Source organism: Priestia sp. YIM B13491 (genome assembly GCF_042787605.1).
Taxonomy (GTDB): Bacteria; Bacillota; Bacilli; order Bacillales; family Bacillaceae_H; genus Priestia; species Priestia megaterium_E.
This window is the reverse complement of record NZ_JBHZOR010000006.1, coordinates 67,669-85,186: the sequence shown is the minus strand read 5'-3', so window position 1 is coordinate 85,186 and position 17,518 is coordinate 67,669. Positions and strand designations below refer to the sequence as shown.

Below are 17,518 nucleotides of genomic sequence, written 5' to 3'. Positions count from 1 at the left end.
AAGAGTGGAGATCATTGGAAAAAGCGTGATTCGAAAAGATGCATTGGAAAAAGTAACGGGTACGGCTCGATACACAAATGATTACATGTTTAAAGGCTCCCTGCATGCCAAAATAGTAGTCAGCCCTTACGCTCATGCAAGGATTCAAGCCATAGACGTCCAAGCGGCGATTGTTATTCCCGGTGTTCACGCGGTTGTGACGGGTGAGCACTTGCCGTTAACCGGGGAAGGAGTTCGTGACCGGCGACCGCTTGCATTTGAAAAAGTGCGTTATCACGGAGAAGCCGTAGTCCTGGTAGTAGCAGAAACTCCTGCACTCGCTGAGCGTGCGGCGAGCTCCGTTCATATTCAATATGAGCCGTTGCCTGTCGTACATTCTCCTAGCGCAGCTATTGAGCCTGATTCTCCTTTAGTGCATGAACATATGCACATCTACAAGCATGATAAAACGGTGTATCCAGAGCCCGGCACCAACGTAGCAAACAGAGTTAAAATTCGAAAAGGCAATATAGAAGAAGGTTGGCAAAAAAGTGAGTTAATAGTCGAAGAAACATTTTCTCTATCTCCTTCAGATCACGCGGCAATGGAAACAAGAAGCGCCGCTGCTGAAATCCTTCCAAATGGATTAGTTAAAATTGTCACTTCTTCTCAAGCTCCTTTTATGGTCAAAAAATTAATCAGTGAGTACTTTGAAATTGAAGCGGGAAAAGTGATCGTTGAAACACCGCTAGTAGGAGGAGGGTACGGAGGAAAAGCAGCTGTCCAGCTGGAGCTGCTTGCTTATCTAGCTTCAAAAGCTGTGGGTGGAAGGCTGGTTAAAATATTGAACACAAGAGAAGAAGATATGCTTACTTCGCCTGCTCACGTAGGTCTAGATGCCAAAATCAAGCTAGGTTGTTCTAAAGAGGGACTCTTGCAGGCTGCTGACATTCTTTATTTGTTCGACAGCGGTGCTTACGCAGATAAAGGAACGGACTTGAGTAAAGCAGCAGCAGCTGACTGTACGGGACCTTATCGTCTTGAACATATTTTCTGTGATTCATTATGTGTATATACAAATCACCCTTACGCTTCCCCTTTTCGAGGATTTAGCCATTCGGAACTATTATTTGCGTTTGAGCGCACGATGGACATCCTTGCTAAAAAAGCAGGTATAGATCCTTTGGAGTTTAGAGAAAAAAACGCTATTCTGCCGGGTGATACTACGCCTACGCAAGTACGTTTAACTTCTAGCAGCGTTGGTAACTTACCGGAATGTATTCGTCGCTTGAAGCAGCTAATGAAATGGGAGGAAGGGCAGAGAATAGTTCATGAAAACGGCCTTATTACTGCCAAAGGGATTAGCTGCGTCTGGAAAACCTCCACTATTGAAACAAACGCAGGTTCAGGTGTTATTCTCACATTCAATCCTGATGGAAGCGTGAATTTAATGTCTGGCGTTATTGAATTAGGCACGGGGACAAAAACAGTGCTCGCGCAAATACTGGCTGAAAAATTGCAGATGCCCGTGGAACGTATTCATGTGCGAATGGAAGTAGATACTCAAACGACTCCTGAACATTGGAAAACGGTGGCTAGCAGAGGCACTTTTATGGCAGGAAGAGCGGTTTTAGAAGCGGCTGAATATGTGATTAACCAATTAAAAAAGATAGCTTCTTGTATATTTCGAGCTTCTGAGGAAGATATCGAAATAAAAAATGAAAAAGTTTTTTTACGGGATGAGCCTGAAACCTCCTTGGCCTTTAAAGAAATTGTATATGGCTATAAATATCCGAACGGAAATGCAATTGGAGGGCAAATCATAGGGAGGGGCAATTATATTTTAAGAGGGATGACCTACTTGGATAAAGAAACGGGAGCTGGGCGTCCCGGTCCTGAATGGACGGTAGCAGCTGAAGGAGTTGAAGTGGAATATAACCCTAGAACGTATAGATATCGTATTGTAAAAGCAGTCTCTGTTATTGACATAGGAACCGTGCTAAACGAGAAAATGGCAAGAGGGCAAGTCATGGGAGCGATGAGTATGGGCCTATCGTTTGCCGGAAGAGAAACATTTTGGTTTGATTCAAATGGCCGTATTTTAAACCCTCAGCTTCGGAAATATCGTCCTCTTCGCTACGGAGAGCATCCGGAGTACGTAGTAGATTTTGTTCATACGCCTCAATTAGATGCGGCCTACGGAGCTAGAGGAGTGGGAGAACACGGGCTGCTTGGTATGCCGGCTTCTTTAGGAAACAGCTTAACGGTGGCAGCAGAAACAGAATTAAACCACCTTCCGCTTATTCCAGAATTAATTTGGAGAATGAAAGAAGGGAATGCTAATGATTTCATTTGACTTTGAATATCACAAACCTGCTACCGTTTCAGAAGCAGTTGCCTTATTTCAAGAGTTAGAGAATCAAGGCAAACAGCCGCGTTATTATGCTGGAGGCACTGAAATTCTGACATTGGGCAGGTTGGGTTTGTTTGTTACCCATGCTGTCATTGATATAAAAAATATACCCGAGTTTCAAAAAGCAGAAGCCGATGAAGACTGGATGATTTTTGGTGCAGGTGTAACGTTGACTGAACTGGAAGAGAAAAACGTATTTCCTTTATTAAGTAAGTCTGCTAGCGAAGTGGCTGATCACACGGCTCGAAATAAAATAACGCTGGGAGGAAATATTTGTGGGCATATCTTTTATCGAGAAGCCGTATTGCCGCTCCTTCTAGCGGATAGTCAACTCGCAGTGGCAGATCTCAGTGGAATAAAGCTCCATTCGATTCACGATCTTTTTCAGCGGCGTTTACAGCTGAAAAAAGGAGAGCTGCTTGTTCAGGTGTTTGTTGAAACAAAGTATGCTGACCTCCCGTATATGAGTATAAAGGAGCGCCAGCAGTGGGATACAGGATATCCACTAGTTACAGTAGCAGCTTTAAAAACAGAAGAAAACATTCGAGTAGCTTTCAGCGGAGTATGTTCGTTTCCTTTTCGATCAGCTGAAGTAGAAGAAGTGCTAAACCAGAAAGACATTCCATTAGAAGATCGACTTCAAACTGCTCTTGATTATATACCGGCTCCAATTTTAAATGATGGAGAAGGATCGGATCGATATCGCAAATTTGTGATTGAAAATTTATTGATTGATATTTTCAAAGAGCTGGGAGGAACGTAATGTGCTAAGAGATGAAGGGTATAGAATAACAGTTAAGCTAAAGGTTAATGGGGAAGAAAAAATGGTTGATATCCGAACAGCAGATACGCTGCTTTACGTATTAAGAGAAAAGCTGGGCCTTACCGGAGCAAAACCAGGCTGTTTAAATGGAGACTGCGGAGCTTGTACAGTAGGGATAAATCAGCGGCCAATGAAATCCTGCCTCATGTTAGCGGCAGAAGCAGAAGAGAAAGAAATAATGACTATAGAAGGACTGAAGAGTTCACCTATGCAAAAAGCTTTTATTGAACACTTTGCTTTTCAGTGCGGTTATTGTACATCGGGTTTTATTATGAATGCTCATTTGCTTTCCAAACGCCATCCTTCAGGCAGTGACGATATTATAAAGGAGTGGTTAGCTTCCAATATATGCAGATGTACAGGGTATAAAGAAATTGAAGACGCAGTAAAATCTGTCTTACACTTTTCTGAGCGCGAGTGAGAAAAGAAAAAGCAGAATTAGAATAACACTTACACGTGTTTAGAATAGTATGTGCTAAGGGTGTGGAGAATGTGGAATGGAAAAGCGGCTTTGACAAAGAAAGGGAACTTATCTTTGCCATTCAACGAGATCTTGATGTAGTAACAGCCATATTATTATTAACTGGCCAAATAACAATTATAGGAGTATTTGTGACACCCGGAGCTTTTCGTGTTTCAGTAGGCGGACCTATTACAGGAACCAGTCGCATCGAAGGAAAAGACGGAAATGCGGGAATTAATATTATTATTGATATGATTGATGTGTTTCTTGCGGCTTTGCTGCTTAATAACCAGATCAATGTGTCGGGCGCCTTTATTTCTTCTGGAAGGTTTACCATTAACGTAAGCGGACCTATTTTTGGCGTTCCCAAAACAGAACCTGCATTAAGTGAACTGAATCAATCCTCTCAGTTTTTTCATCGTACTGTATCAAAACATTTTTATGTAAATCCTGACTTAGTTGAAAAATTTACAAAGGACTGATTAAAATGTCATTAACGGATATACCTACAGTAAGACCTTCAGAGACGAGTATTTTTCTTATCGCCCTGCCGCTTATTATTTTTATCTTTTTCTTTACTCAGCCAAAAGCATCAGATGTTAAATAATCATGTAGCATAATGGGTGTTTTATACTTGGGCACACAAGCTGCTTATTTTTCTGTTCATATCATTGCCTCTTCATTCATTAAGCCCCTAACGCTTTTCTTTTCTGTCATGTTTCATTAAAATGAACATAAACATGTATGTAGAGAAAAGAATAATGTAGAGTTTCCTAACGTTATAAAATAGCTTACTATACGAAGAAAGCGTCTATAATAAAAGAAATGAACCTTTTGCGTGGTCAGTTGACGATGCTTTTTATTTTTACAAACTGCAGTGAAGGCAGAAAGGAGAGAATTCGATGAGTTTGCGCGAGCGGCTGCTGTATGTAGCGGAACATTATAAACAAATGGGTGGAGACGTACTTGTAAAACATGAAATAGAAAATATGCTTACACGCAGGCTTCCGATTTCTCTTTATCGATTGGAGCATATAAATCGAGAAGAAATGCGTATATCGGGACACCACGCTGAAACATTTCCTTACGTGACCCTTGCGAATAAGAATATAGAGAGTGACGTGATGGTCGCGTATTTATTCAGTGAAGACGGTCAGCGCATTTACTTGGTCATGATGAGAGGAGACTCAGAAGAAGGAACAGATCTGAAAGACATTCGATTTTTTACTCCTGAACATGCCCGCGTATTGAAAGATAATCATATTGTCATTGGTACAAGCATGGAAGCGAAAAGCTTTGAGGATAGAGTAGCTCTTTATCTTCCTTACAATATAGCAGACTTACCTAGCAATGATCAGCTGCAAGAGGACTTGCATTTACTGCTAAGTATGCATGAACAGTATATAAAAACATACGGAATGAGCAAAGAGATGATGGGGGACAAAGACGCAATCGTCCATATTCATGAGTATATTAGGAAATCTGGATTTACATATGAACGACATGATATAGCCAACGCCTACTTTGCTTTAAAGACCAAACCGTTTATTGTTTTATCAGGAATGAGCGGTACAGGGAAAACAAAGCTTGCTCAGCTCTTAGCAGATAGTATCGGTGCCACGATTGAAAATGGAAGACAAGTGCTCATTCCGGTTCGACCCGATTGGCACGATAGTTCAGATTTATTAGGATATATTGATTTAAGAGGAGATTTTCGCAGAGGATCGTTTCTGTCGATTATGCAGCAAGCCATTCAGCATCCAGCTTACACATATGTTGCCATATTGGATGAAATGAATTTAGCTCGAGTTGAACATTATTTTAGCGACATTTTAAGCGTGATGGAAAGCAGGAGCTGGTCAAAAGGGAAAATCAAAACGGCTCCGTTATTCCCGGGACATAAGATGTTCCGAGATATTTATTTGCCATCCAATCTTCTCATTATCGGTACAATTAATATGGATGAAACAACTCATGGGTTTAGCCAAAAGTTGTTAGATCGTACCAACACCATTGAGTTAAATAAGATTCAACTAGATTCTTTTGATTTTTTAGATGATAAAGATCCGTCTCAGCACGGCATTCAAAATGTACAAATTCAAAGTCAATATGTTCACTTAAAAGATGCGTATGTTGAACATGCTGAGCTCATTCACGAAGTAACAAATGAACTGCTAACCGTCAATGAGATGCTTATAGAAGTCGATTTACAAATAGGTTACCGCGTACGCGACGAAATATGCTTTTATTTAATTTACGCGGTGAAAAGTGGAATGTTTACATTTGATCAGGCGTTTGATTTTCAGGTTTTGCAAAAAGTTTTGCCTCGTATTTCAGGAAGCGATGGGTACACATTTGATTTATTAAAAAACCTTTATTATTACTGTACAAATACGCTGTTAGATGATGAATTTGAGACAGCTGTCGTAAATGCAGATGGAATGAGATTTCCTAAAAGCGCACGCAAAATAATGGAGATGATGAGACGTTTTGAAGTATACGGATACACGTCATTTTGGATTAATACCGTACGTTGAAATTGAAACTGACACGTGTACGGTGGTTATAAAAGGGAAAAATAAGAAAAAAATAAAATCTGCAGAAGAAGTGATGTTTTTTTCTTGTACAGGAAAAGGAATTAGACATGTAAAAGTATTAAATCGAACAAAAGGCATGATGACCTCAAAACCGCCGCTTGAGCCTTTATTTTTTGAAAATGAAACCTATCAAATTACAGTTGTTTCTAAAAATGAAACAAGCCTGGTTGTTAACCACGATTCAAAAGCAGTTGAACAAAGCTTTCAAAGCGTAGGATTTCCCTACATTCTGACGGGAAATATAAGCTTTCAAAATGAAGTAGGGTATTCTACGTTTCATGTTTACAGCGAAAGAGAAAAAGAGCTCTCCTTTACTCTTGAAATTTTCCCCTCAAAGATGAGCTACAAGACAGATTATGTAAACATGGTTGATGAAGTGAACGGATATATTCATGATTTGGCATACGATATGCTTCGTAAAACATATATTGAAGCAAAATCTGTTTGGTCTAAGCAAGCAACATGGACGGAATTTTATCATGTTCTCTCTCACTATATGAAACCCTTTCTTCATTCTGTGCGTCAGATTGAAAATCAGGCGTTTCAATCGGTAAAAGTTGAACATGAGCTCATGAGAGGCGATCAAATAAAAAAACAAGATAGCCGTGCTATATCATTTGTCCGAACCCACCCTACCTATCTTGCATCTTCAAGCAGGGGGATTAAAATTAATCGAAATATAAAAGTAGTACCCACAAAAGCGATTGGCACCAGGCACGTGTCTACCTATGATAATCTGGAAAATCAAAGTGTAAAATGGATGATGACGCAGCTGTATCATAAGCTAACTGCACTAATTGACAAATTGATAGAAGATAGATATGTAAAAAAAGAAGCCGTATCGGCTCTAGAAACTAATCATACCGAATTAAAAAGACTGTTAAATAATGCGTTTTGGCAGCGGGTGAAGACCCTACAAGCTTCAACTCTTCCTTCTACACTGCGTACGGCACCCCGCTACCGGGAGGCAAGCAGATACTTTATGTTCTTAACGCGAGGATTGGCTCTTAACGGAGAGTTTTACCACCTTTCATTAAAAGATATCGCAACTCTCTACGAATACTGGACGTATGTTAGTCTTTTAAAGAAGTTGCAAACTTACGGAAAGCGGATAGAACAAAACATCATGACAACGACAGAACAAGGGTTGAACGTCAGGATGCAGCCGTCTTATCATCGTTTTCAAGTGGGGAAAGCAGAAGTCACGCTATGGTATCAGAAAGCATACCATCATACTCATACCGTTATTCAAAAGCCTGACTTACTGCTTGAAGTAAAGCAAGGGGAGAAAAAAAGTGTATATCTTTTTGACGCTAAGTATCGTATCAAACCAAATCACGATACGCCTTCACCTAGAGAAGAAGACATTAATACCATGCATCGTTACCGAGACACTATTGTAGAGGAAAATGGAATAAAACCAGTACAAACAGCGATTGTGCTGTTTCCAGGGAAAGCAGAGAGCTATAAGCAGCATCATTTTTATAACAGTATTGAACGTGTTGGAGTTGGTGCGCTGCCTTTTTTGCCGGGAGAAGAAGGGTTAGTAGAAGAATTTATTGAAGCTATTTGTACGGTAGAACCACATTTTTTCAGCGCTGAGTAGGTGAATAGATAGAAAGTGAACAAGACTTTTTTTATGCGTTGACGTAGTGTTAAGTTTTTTATGTTTTGATGACATTTCGAGATTTTAGTTGTATTTTCCTGTTGAATTTTCTAGAATAGTAGAGAATAAAACCGTATCGAAAAGAAGTCGTATCATGTGCAGAGAACGTTTCAGGAGGACAACGAAGTGAAAAAGATTCTACTATTCACGTTAGTAGCGCTATTGGCAACTTTTTTTATTGACAGGGTATACAGCGAACGCAACCAAGCGCAACTTCAGCAAACTGTAATTAATGAAATTAAAAAAACAAATCAAAGTAAAGAAGAAGCTTCCATCCTTGATTTTAATGAATTATGTGATTTTAGATGGGATAAAGTATATGTTTTTGGACCGGAAACGACTCGCAGTGAGGTAAATGAAAAGCTGGGCTTCACGTGGTCTGAAGCAAAAGCAAAAGGTATTGGAAAAGATAAAAAAGATAACTTTATTGTCTTTGTAGAAAATAATCAAGTAACGCAATATTTAAAAATACCGGCGTCATATGGAACTATTGTTCCTAAGACTTCTGTTGCAAATGAAAGCTAACGAATTTCTTCGTTAGCTTTTTTATGCTTTCTTTTTTAAGGATGAAGTTTTTTTCTCTGCTGTTGATTTTGTCGGGTGTAAAGTAGAAGGATCTATGCTCACTTTTAACATTTCCATTAAATGTCGAATATCTCGTTCTTCGCTTCCGCTGCCTTTTGTAACTTCGCCTTGATTTATTTTTTGTTGAATGACGTTTTGCAAGGCGTCTCGGTAGTTGTTTTTGTAAATAGATGGATTAAAAGAAGTAGATAGCTTATCAATTAATTCCACAGTCACTTGTGTATCACTTTCATTAATGGAAGAAGTACTGGATAAGTTAGGCACATCTGTGACTGAACGAAGCTCTTCTTCAAAATGCATCGTGTGAAGAACAAGAGATCCGCCCACGGAGCGAATAATTGCCATTTGCTGTTTGGAATATAAAAATACATCCGCAATACCGACTTTATTCGTTATTTCAAGTGCATTTAATAAAGTGTAATAAGCTTTTAGGCTTGTTTCCCCAGGAGAAATATAGTAGGGCTTATCAAAAAACAGGGGATCAATGTCATCTAACGAAACAAAGTGTAACAATTCAACGGCTTTGTTTGCTGTAAAGGGCTCTTTGACACTGTCAATTTCCTGTTGTGAAAGTACAACAAACTGACCGGTCGCAGTTTCGTATCCTTTAACCAGTTCATCGGATTCTACTTCTCGTCCGCACGTTTGGCAATGTTTTTCTTGATGAATAGGTGTATGGCAAACGGAGTGTAGCGTGCGCAGCTTTACATCTTTTTCTTCAATTGCTCCGTGCAGTTTAATAGGGATATCAATTAATCCAAAGCTGATTTTACCTTTCCAAGCAGTATGAAGCATAAACTTTCTCCTTTTACTCTTTTTTTAGTAGTGTGCCGTAAAATCAATTAGATATCCCATTGTTTTGAAAAGAAGAATATTCTTAAAAAACTATGTGCTAAATAAATAAATAATTAAATAGTTCCAATAAAGCTGCAGAGACAACATCTCCAGCTTTATTGGAACTCAATAGGGACTATTTGCTGATTAGATTCATTTGTCTCATGTTTAGAAATCGTAATTTCAAGGATTTCGTTACTAAATGTAGCGGTAATTTTTTTATTCATCAATGGAAATGGAAAGTCGATTGTACGTTCAACGCTTTCTTCCATTTGTTCTCTTGCAAGCGTTCCTTGCTTTTCATCATGAAATTCTCTAATACAGTATTTTTTGGCTGTCAGCTGTAAGTGGTCAGCTTGTATCTGAACGATAATATCCTTAGGGTGATACCCTAATAATTCAGCTTCGACAATAAATGATTGTTCTGTTTCAAATAAATCTATACGAACGGAATCATAATCTAAATAACTCATAAAGGGATTTGAAAGCATGACTTCTAACAACTCTTGAAAGCCTTTTACAAACATTTGGTCTGCTGGCAGACGCTTGTTTTTCATTTCTGCGTTCCTCCATTATTTAAACTGTTTCACTTTACTATCATATGCGCGTTTATGTACTTAGTGAACTCCTGCGCAAAGAATAAGCTTGAAGTACTAGCTGTCTTTTCTACGCATAAAAAAGCAAGCTCTGTAGAGAGCTTGCCGCTGTTTTACATATCATGTCCGCTATTGTGTTTTTGGCGAGAATGCTTACGGTTTTTTACTTTATGAGATCCGCTTAGCGGTTCTGGCTGTCCAGAATTGCTTTTTGGCGCATTTCTTCTGATGTCTTTGCTGCTGTTTTTGTTCATAGTTAAAGCCTCCCTTTCATTTATTAGGGTAGGATAGCGACAGGGAATTTATCCGATGAAAAATTCCCCTTTCTAAAAATAGGTTTAACAAAAACAGGAAATGGGAACAGAAAAAAAGCGTCATATATAATGACGCCTTCTCGTTAGATTTCATGGAGTTAAACGATTTTGCTTTTCTAACTAGTGATTAGTATACCCAATAAGAGATTGTTTTATTGATTTTTTTTGCGTTTTTTATTATTTTGTTTCTGTTGTTCCGTTAATGGTTCATTTGAAAACTCTTCATTATAACCCGCTCCTTTTCCTTGAGCGCTAGCCGCGTTAGCTCCAGGAATGACGTGGTTTGACTTGCGTTTAGCCATGTTGAATCACCTCCGTTTCTAGCATGCGTAAAAATCAATGAAATATGAATTATTAGAAAAATAAAAGGGGGATGGAAAAAGGTTATAAGTGAAACTTATGTTAATTAATAACATTCTTTTTATTTACTTATGTATAATATTATATTAAGATAGATGGTGAAGGGAATAGAGGATGGGGTAAGTAAATCCTTTATACATAGAATTTTAAGGGGGTAAAAGTAATGACTAAAAAAGACGTTTTCAACGCTCGTTCGTCATTCGATCTTAATGGCAGCACATATAATTATTACCGCTTACAAGCTTTAGAGGAAGCAGGTTTAGGTAATGTATCTAAGCTGCCGTATTCAATTAAAGTATTATTAGAATCTGTTCTTCGTCAGGTAGATGGCCGTGTTATTACAAAAGAACACGTCGAAAACCTTGCAAAATGGGGAACAAAAGATATTAAAGATATCGATGTTCCTTTCAAACCATCTCGTGTTATTCTTCAAGATTTCACTGGAGTTCCAGCGGTTGTAGACTTAGCGTCACTTCGTAAAGCAATGGCTGATTTAGGAGGAGATCCTGACAAAATCAATCCAGAAATTCCAGTAGACCTCGTTGTCGACCACTCCGTACAAGTTGATAAAGCAGGTACAGCTGACTCATTGCGAATTAATATGGACCTCGAGTTTCAACGTAATACAGAGCGCTATAATTTCTTAAGCTGGGCTCAAAAATCATTTAATAACTATCGTGCAGTGCCACCAGCTACAGGTATCGTGCACCAAGTAAATTTAGAATATTTAGCAAACGTTGTTCATGCTGTTGAAGAAGATGGTGAATTTGTAGCTTTCCCTGATTCTCTAGTAGGTACTGACTCTCATACAACGATGATTAATGGTATCGGTGTTTTAGGATGGGGTGTTGGCGGTATTGAAGCGGAAGCAGGTATGCTTGGTCAACCTTCTTATTTCCCAGTTCCTGAAGTAATCGGTGTTAAACTTGTTGGTGAATTACCAAACGGCACTACAGCTACAGACTTAGCGTTAAAAGTTACGCAAGTGCTTCGTCAAAAAGGAGTAGTCGGAAAATTCGTTGAATTCTTCGGTCCTGGCGTAGCAGAACTTCCATTAGCTGACCGTGCAACAATCGCTAATATGGCTCCTGAATACGGTGCAACATGTGGATTCTTCCCAGTTGACGCAGAAGCATTAGCATATATGCGTTTAACAGGAAGAGATGAAAAAGACATTCAGGTTGTCGAACAATATACAAAAGCAAATGGTTTATTCTTCACACCAGAAAATGAAGATCCAATTTTCACTGACGTTGTTGAGATTAACCTTGCTGAGATTGAAGCAAATCTTTCTGGTCCAAAGCGTCCGCAAGATTTAATTCCACTTTCTCAAATGCAAACAGAATTCAAGAAGGCTTTAACAGCTCCTGTTAGCAACCAAAGCTTCGGACTTGATGCTAAAGACGCGGATAAAGAAATTACGTTTAAGCTTGCAGACGGTTCAGAAACAACAATGAAAACAGGTGCCATTGCCATTGCGGCTATCACAAGCTGTACAAACACATCAAATCCTTACGTATTAGTAGCAGCTGGTTTAGTTGCGAAAAAAGCGGTAGAAAAAGGATTGGATGTTCCAGCTTACGTGAAAACTTCTTTAGCACCAGGTTCAAAAGTAGTAACGGCTTACCTGCAAAATTCAGGGCTGCTCCCATACTTAGATAAAATCGGCTTTAACATCGTAGGTTATGGCTGTACGACTTGTATCGGTAACTCTGGTCCATTAGAAGCTGAAATTGAAGCAGCGATTGCAGATAGCGACTTGCTTGTAACGTCTGTTCTTTCAGGAAACCGTAACTTTGAAGGACGTATTCATCCATTAGTAAAAGGTAACTACCTTGCTTCTCCACCGCTTGTTGTAGCCTATGCACTGGCTGGAACAGTAGATGTAGATCTACAAAAAGATCCAATCGGCATTGATACAGACGGCAATGAAGTATTCTTTAGCGACATCTGGCCTTCTCAAGATGAAATTAAAGAAGTTGTTAGCCGTACCGTAACGCCTGAATTATTCCGTAACGAGTATGAGCGCGTATTCGATGATAACGAGCGCTGGAATGAAATTAAAACAAGCGAAGATGCGCTTTATACGTGGGAGAATGATTCAACTTACATTCAAAACCCACCTTTCTTTGAAGGCTTATCAGAAGAACCAGGTGAAGTAGAGCCGTTAAATGATCTTCGCGTAGTAGCGAAATTTGGTGACTCAGTGACAACGGATCACATTTCACCAGCGGGTTCAATTGCAAAAACATCACCTGCAGGTCTTTACCTTCAAGAAAACGGTGTAGAGCCAAAAGACTTTAACTCATATGGTTCTCGTCGTGGTAACCATGAAGTGATGATGCGCGGTACGTTTGCAAACATCCGTATTAAAAACCAAGTAGCTCCTGGTACAGAAGGCGGCTGGACAACGTACTGGCCAACAAATGACGTAATGAGCATTTATGATGCTTGTATGAAATACAAAGAGCAAGATACAGGTCTTGTTGTACTTGCAGGCAAAGATTACGGCATGGGAAGTTCTCGTGACTGGGCAGCAAAAGGAACAAATCTTTTAGGTATTAAAACAGTAATCGCTGAAAGCTTCGAGCGTATTCACCGTTCAAACCTAGTATTAATGGGTGTTTTACCTCTTCAATTTAAAGATGGTGAAAGCGCGGATACATTAGGTTTAACTGGAAAAGAAACAATTGCAGTAGCAGTTGATGAAACAGTAAAACCACGTGATTTTATAAAAGTAACAGCAACTGATGAAGCCGGAAACAAAAAAGAATTTGAAGTACTGGTTCGTTTCGATAGTGAAGTTGAAATTGATTACTATCGCCACGGTGGTATCCTTCAAATGGTGCTTCGTGATAAATTACAGTCTAAAACACATGCGTAAGTTATAAAGAAAAAGAGCGGTTCTCGTGAGCCGCTCTTTTTTTATGCAAACGCACCGTTTTCGACAAAAAGTGAGAGGGAAATATGCTATATTATAAAAGAAAATGCCCTATAAAAGGATTATTTTAGTAGATATTGCACATATCTATTAGTACATAGATTATCACTTTTTAGAAGAAATAAAGGAGCCGATCATATGGTTAAAAAAATAATTGCGGTCTTGCTTCTAGTAGGCTTTCTTAGCTACGCACTTTGGCAAGGGCTTTCTCCAAATGAAGCATCCGATAATTCTAACTTAAGCGAATACAAGGATTTAAATATTAAAAAAGGCGATAGTGCTCGTCAGGCTTCGGGTCAAGCTTATGGGTTGGAACCAAAAGATATAGCGCCTCCGTTTACACTGTCAGATACGAGCGGGAAATCCGTTCAATTATCGGACTTTAAAGGAAAAAAAGTTATTTTAAACTTTTGGGCAACATGGTGTCCGCCGTGTCAAAAAGAAATGCCCGATATGCAAGCGTTTTATGAGAAATATGGAAACGATGTACAGCTACTTGCGGTTAATTTAACTTCGTCAGAAGGCAGTAAACAGGCAGTATCTAAGTTTCTTAAAGAAAAACAGTTTACGTTTCGTGTATTATTGGACGACCAAGATAGTGTAGGAAGTAAAAAATATCGGGTCTCCACCATTCCGACATCTTACTTTATAGATGAAGAAGGGAAAATTGTTCAACGAGTGAATGGTCCAATGACGCTTAAACAAATGGAAAACTTTGCTCAACAAGCAGCGAATTAACTTCGCTGCTTGTTTTATTAAACATGAAACTTATTTACTTTATCATCGTATATATAGATAAGTCAGTAAACATGTCAAACTTTCTTACAACTTTTCAAAAAGTATGTTTACTTATCTGACAAATTGGTTACAATATAGATAGTTATATGATATCAGTTTCTTTAGATTTTTCAGATTTTTCATAAAAATTACATAAAGTAGGTGTTGTGATCATGAGAAAATTACGCAAACGTTCATTTGAAGAGTTAGTGCAAGAAAATAAAACGCAGCTGTTAAAAGATCAGTCAGAAATTGAACGCATTGAAATGGAAATTGAAAAGCGGTTAGAAGATCGTATGCTTGAAAGAGCTGAATAACTTTAAAGTAAGTTGGTTAGAGTAACGGTGAGGAGGGGATAAGCATGGGAAATCCTAAAAAACAAAGCAAACCTTTTGTTCCGAATCACATCGGCACTCAACCGAGAGAAGCTGGTGGAAATAATGGAAAACAAATGCAAGATACATCCGGCAAGCATCCTCAAGTTATTCAAACCAAAGGTGAATGAATAAAAAGTCGCTGAATTCAGCGACTTTTTATTATTTGAATTCTACTGTGAATAAATAAACGTAAGGATTGCTCGAAATAAGCTCTTTAACGACTTCTTCATCGTCGGTTGAAAGCGGAGCAACTCGTATGCCACTGCCATCGTCACCAAATAAAGCAGCAATTGGATATGTTTTATTCATTTTTACCGTTTGTTTTTTCTCTAATCCAGTAAAGGAATAGCCGTTCATTTTTTTTGGCTTTTCCGCTTCTATTCCTAGGTTTGTATCGTTGCTGCCTACATTAAACATAACTTTGTGAGTATCATCATCGATTTTATATGTAATAGCAAACATGTCAAATTCTTTTGAAACAGTCAACCCTCCTGAAAATAAAGGTTCTTTGGCTTTTCCCTTTTCGTAGTAAGTAGCTTTTACATAAGCTTCTTTTGCGTCACTAGGAGCTTTCACATCGTATGCAATGATATTGCTTTTGTAGTCCAGGTTTGTCACAGCTAACATTTTTTCTTCATGTTTTGAGTAATGATGAGGCTTCATAAAGGCACTTGCAGTCAATTTTGATGCCAATGAGGTTTGCGACATAAAAAATACGGCAAGCACTGCAATAAAGATGACGCTTAGTAATGTTATCATTCGTTTAGTCATAGAGATTCCCCCTTTGTATGTATATATTACCATATTATGTATGTTTTATATATACATTTTAACTTAATTATAATTATATTATGTAAACTAAAATCATTTTTTTCCACTTATAGAGATGAACAAATCCGGCATACTACAATTGTAACAAAGTTATTTTGAGGAGGAAGATACAATGGCATGGAATAAACCGAATCCAGACGATCGCAGTGATAACGTTGAAAAATTACAAACAATGGTGCAAAATACAATGAAAAACATTGAAGAAGCAGAAGAAGCTGCTGCATGCAGCAATGAAGAAGAGCGTCAGCGCATTCAGCAAAAAAATCACAATCGCGAAGTAAGTATCGAAGCAATGCGCAGCGAAATAAAAGATGAGTCAGAAGCTCGTCAAAATGGTTACGAAGGTACGATTTAATAAATAAAGCAACGACAATAAGCAGCTAAAAATAAACGGTTTTAGCTGCTTTCTTTCTATATTTTTTTAGTAAGACAATACTAATACAAACTAGCGAAGAGGTTTATGTAGGTGAAAAAGCACGTGAAAAAGAAAGTACTAAGGATTTTGATCAGTTTGCTTGTCGTCTTGATTATTGTGGGCTCTTATCAAACACATAAGCCCTTGCCTAAAGGAGTTTCATACGAAAGTAAGCCCCACAAAGTAGAAGATGTATTTCTTTTATCAGACCTAACGTATCAAGACCAGCAGACATCTGTTTCTGAACAACATATTTTTCAAGCAGTTACGAATGCGATTGATGACGCAAAAGCTTTTATTATTATGGATATGTTTCTATTTAACGGCTACTATAACCAAGGCGAAACGTTCCCTCACCTTAGTGATACGCTTGCAAGTAAGCTGATTGAAAAGAAACGAAAACATCCTACTATCGAAATCGTCTTTATTACAGATGAAATCAATACAACCTACGGCTCACATGATTCAAAGTGGTTAGATTCACTGCGGCTAAACGGAATCAAAGTGGTGCAAACCAATTTATCTAAGCTCAGAGACTCCATTCCACTGTATTCTGCAGTATGGAGAACTTTTATTCAGTGGTTTGGTGAAAAAGGAAACGGCTGGATAACAAATCCGTTTGGTACCAATGCGCCTAAAGCGACGGTCCGTGCTTATTTAAAGTTGTTAAATGTAAAAGCTAATCATAGAAAAGTAGTAGCAACAGATCAAAGCGTTATTATCTCCTCTGCCAATCCTCATGATGCAAGTTTTTATAATTCTAACATGGCCTTTGAAGTAAAAGGGAATATCATTGGAGATGTGGTGAAAAGTGAACAAGCGGTGTCAGATTTTTCTTACGGAGGAAAGTTACCTCAGTATAAGAAGAAAGAAAAAGAAAAGGGAGACCTCTATGTTCAGCTGTTAACAGAAGGAAAAATCTATAAGTACGTATTACATGATTTACGTCATGCTAAAAAAGGAGACGATGTATGGCTTGGCATGTTTTATCTTGGAGATCGAGACGTAATAAAGGCGCTTTTGAAAGCTTCCAAACAAGGCGCAAACGTACGATTAATTTTAGATCCTAATGAAAATGCGTTTGGAAGAAAAAAGTTCGGACTGCCTAACCGTCCAGTAGCAGCAGAACTTGTGAAAAAATCTAAAGGCGATATTAAAGTTCGCTGGTATCATACGGGAAAAGAGCAGTATCATCCTAAAACTTTATTTATTCGGAACAAAAGAAAGGCAACGATTATTGCAGGAGCAGCAAATTTCACAAAACGAAATTTAGATGACTTGAATTTAGAAACGGATATTAAAGTATCAGGACCTTCTAACAAAAAGGTTATGACCGAACTAAACGCTTATTTTGACCGTTTATGGACAAATAAAGACTACACATATACACTTCCTTATAAAAAGTATGAAAATAAGATGACGCGGCTGGAAACACTGATATATCGCATTCAAAATGTGCTTAGTCTTACAACATATTGAGTTACAACCAAACTAGTAGGAGTATATTCTCCTTATATGGTAAGATAAAACAGGAACAGTGCAAGAGG

General features: G+C 38.4%; 18 protein-coding genes. 13 read left to right on the top strand and 5 right to left on the bottom strand.

Annotation, left to right across the window (positions count from 1 at the left end; translation table 11 throughout):
- Positions 1-4 precede the first annotated feature (4 nt).
- From ACFX4E_RS20815 to ACFX4E_RS20785, 7 genes are all read left to right on the top strand, one after another.
- A complete protein-coding gene (locus ACFX4E_RS20815) occupies positions 5-2,335 on the top strand; it encodes a xanthine dehydrogenase family protein molybdopterin-binding subunit (protein WP_377238275.1) in 2,331 nt (776 codons plus the stop codon).
- Positions 2,322-3,155: an FAD binding domain-containing protein gene (locus tag ACFX4E_RS20810; RefSeq protein WP_028408338.1), complete on the top strand. Its 834-nt coding sequence runs from the start codon at positions 2,322-2,324 to the stop codon at positions 3,153-3,155. Before ACFX4E_RS20815 ends, ACFX4E_RS20810 begins: the two co-directional genes overlap by 14 nt.
- A 1-nt stretch (position 3,156) precedes the next feature.
- The gene (locus tag ACFX4E_RS20805) at positions 3,157-3,636 is read left to right on the top strand and encodes a (2Fe-2S)-binding protein (RefSeq protein WP_034651629.1); all 480 of its coding nucleotides are present in this window, start codon (positions 3,157-3,159) and stop codon (positions 3,634-3,636) included.
- Positions 3,637-3,707: 71 nt separating this feature from the next.
- Positions 3,708-4,160, top strand: a complete 453-nt coding sequence (locus ACFX4E_RS20800; RefSeq protein ID WP_025751732.1) for a hypothetical protein — start codon at positions 3,708-3,710, stop codon at positions 4,158-4,160.
- A 420-nt stretch (positions 4,161-4,580) separates the two neighbouring features.
- Positions 4,581-6,215: an MrcB family domain-containing protein gene (locus ACFX4E_RS20795; RefSeq protein ID WP_028408341.1), complete on the top strand. Its 1,635-nt coding sequence runs from the start codon at positions 4,581-4,583 to the stop codon at positions 6,213-6,215.
- Entirely contained in the window at positions 6,169-7,881 is a 1,713-nt protein-coding gene (locus ACFX4E_RS20790; protein WP_377579853.1) for a DUF2357 domain-containing protein, read from the top strand. Before ACFX4E_RS20795 ends, ACFX4E_RS20790 begins: the two co-directional genes overlap by 47 nt.
- A 186-nt stretch (positions 7,882-8,067) precedes the next feature.
- Positions 8,068-8,466, top strand: coding sequence for a hypothetical protein (locus tag ACFX4E_RS20785; protein WP_013057259.1), 399 nt, complete (start codon positions 8,068-8,070; stop codon positions 8,464-8,466).
- A 21-nt stretch (positions 8,467-8,487) separates the two neighbouring features.
- Here ACFX4E_RS20785 and ku read toward each other — a convergent pair whose 3' ends face one another.
- The 4 genes from ku to sspO form a co-directional block, all read right to left on the bottom strand.
- Complete coding sequence (gene ku, locus ACFX4E_RS20780) at positions 8,488-9,321, bottom strand: non-homologous end joining protein Ku (RefSeq protein ID WP_028408343.1); 834 nt, start codon at positions 9,319-9,321, stop codon at positions 8,488-8,490.
- 155 nt (positions 9,322-9,476) lie between these two features.
- Complete coding sequence (locus ACFX4E_RS20775; RefSeq protein ID WP_013057257.1) at positions 9,477-9,917, bottom strand: Hsp20/alpha crystallin family protein; 441 nt, start codon at positions 9,915-9,917, stop codon at positions 9,477-9,479.
- A 152-nt stretch (positions 9,918-10,069) separates the two neighbouring features.
- Positions 10,070-10,210, bottom strand: a complete 141-nt coding sequence (locus ACFX4E_RS20770) for a small acid-soluble spore protein P (protein WP_013057256.1) — start codon at positions 10,208-10,210, stop codon at positions 10,070-10,072.
- A gap of 212 nt (positions 10,211-10,422) precedes the next feature.
- Complete coding sequence (sspO, locus tag ACFX4E_RS20765) at positions 10,423-10,572, bottom strand: small acid-soluble spore protein O (RefSeq protein WP_013083371.1); 150 nt, start codon at positions 10,570-10,572, stop codon at positions 10,423-10,425.
- A gap of 221 nt (positions 10,573-10,793) precedes the next feature.
- On the opposite strand from sspO, the gene acnA reads away from it, so the two are divergent.
- The 4 genes from acnA to ACFX4E_RS20745 all read left to right on the top strand — a co-directional run bounded on the left by acnA (position 10,794) and on the right by ACFX4E_RS20745 (position 14,853).
- Positions 10,794-13,514: an aconitate hydratase AcnA gene (acnA, locus tag ACFX4E_RS20760; protein ID WP_028408344.1), complete on the top strand. Its 2,721-nt coding sequence runs from the start codon at positions 10,794-10,796 to the stop codon at positions 13,512-13,514.
- A gap of 195 nt (positions 13,515-13,709) precedes the next feature.
- Positions 13,710-14,309 (top strand): TlpA disulfide reductase family protein, encoded by a 600-nt coding sequence (locus tag ACFX4E_RS20755; protein WP_028408345.1) that lies wholly within the window; start codon positions 13,710-13,712, stop codon positions 14,307-14,309.
- Between the two features lie 212 nt (positions 14,310-14,521).
- The gene (locus ACFX4E_RS20750; RefSeq protein WP_013057252.1) at positions 14,522-14,665 is read left to right on the top strand and encodes an FbpB family small basic protein; all 144 of its coding nucleotides are present in this window, start codon (positions 14,522-14,524) and stop codon (positions 14,663-14,665) included.
- A 44-nt stretch (positions 14,666-14,709) separates the two neighbouring features.
- Positions 14,710-14,853: an acid-soluble spore protein N gene (locus tag ACFX4E_RS20745; protein WP_013057251.1), complete on the top strand. Its 144-nt coding sequence runs from the start codon at positions 14,710-14,712 to the stop codon at positions 14,851-14,853.
- 31 nt (positions 14,854-14,884) lie between these two features.
- On the opposite strand, the gene ACFX4E_RS20740 is transcribed toward ACFX4E_RS20745, so the two are convergent.
- Entirely contained in the window at positions 14,885-15,496 is a 612-nt protein-coding gene (locus ACFX4E_RS20740; protein WP_028408346.1) for a hypothetical protein, read from the bottom strand.
- A gap of 172 nt (positions 15,497-15,668) precedes the next feature.
- Between ACFX4E_RS20740 and tlp the strand changes: the two genes are divergently transcribed.
- Entirely contained in the window at positions 15,669-15,911 is a 243-nt protein-coding gene (tlp, locus tag ACFX4E_RS20735; protein WP_013083367.1) for a small acid-soluble spore protein Tlp, read from the top strand.
- Positions 15,912-16,022: 111 nt separating this feature from the next.
- Positions 16,023-17,450 carry a phospholipase D family protein gene (locus ACFX4E_RS20730; RefSeq protein ID WP_377238277.1) on the top strand — a complete coding sequence of 476 codons (1,428 nt, stop codon included), beginning with the start codon at positions 16,023-16,025 and terminating at the stop codon, positions 17,448-17,450.
- Positions 17,451-17,518: the final 68 nt, after the last annotated feature.

Coding starts and splice junctions, on each gene's coding strand:
- ACFX4E_RS20810 (WP_028408338.1), top strand. CDS start 2,322: ATGATTTCATTTGACTTTGAATATCACAAACCTGCTACCGTTTCAGAA.
- ACFX4E_RS20795 (WP_028408341.1), top strand. CDS start 4,581: ATGAGTTTGCGCGAGCGGCTGCTGTATGTAGCGGAACATTATAAACAA.
- ku (WP_028408343.1), bottom strand. CDS start 9,321: ATGCTTCATACTGCTTGGAAAGGTAAAATCAGCTTTGGATTAATTGAT.
- ACFX4E_RS20775 (WP_013057257.1), bottom strand. CDS start 9,917: ATGAAAAACAAGCGTCTGCCAGCAGACCAAATGTTTGTAAAAGGCTTT.
- ACFX4E_RS20770 (WP_013057256.1), bottom strand. CDS start 10,210: ATGAACAAAAACAGCAGCAAAGACATCAGAAGAAATGCGCCAAAAAGC.
- sspO (WP_013083371.1), bottom strand. CDS start 10,572: ATGGCTAAACGCAAGTCAAACCACGTCATTCCTGGAGCTAACGCGGCT.
- acnA (WP_028408344.1), top strand. CDS start 10,794: ATGACTAAAAAAGACGTTTTCAACGCTCGTTCGTCATTCGATCTTAAT.
- ACFX4E_RS20755 (WP_028408345.1), top strand. CDS start 13,710: ATGGTTAAAAAAATAATTGCGGTCTTGCTTCTAGTAGGCTTTCTTAGC.
- ACFX4E_RS20750 (WP_013057252.1), top strand. CDS start 14,522: ATGAGAAAATTACGCAAACGTTCATTTGAAGAGTTAGTGCAAGAAAAT.
- ACFX4E_RS20745 (WP_013057251.1), top strand. CDS start 14,710: ATGGGAAATCCTAAAAAACAAAGCAAACCTTTTGTTCCGAATCACATC.
- ACFX4E_RS20740 (WP_028408346.1), bottom strand. CDS start 15,496: ATGACTAAACGAATGATAACATTACTAAGCGTCATCTTTATTGCAGTG.
- tlp (WP_013083367.1), top strand. CDS start 15,669: ATGGCATGGAATAAACCGAATCCAGACGATCGCAGTGATAACGTTGAA.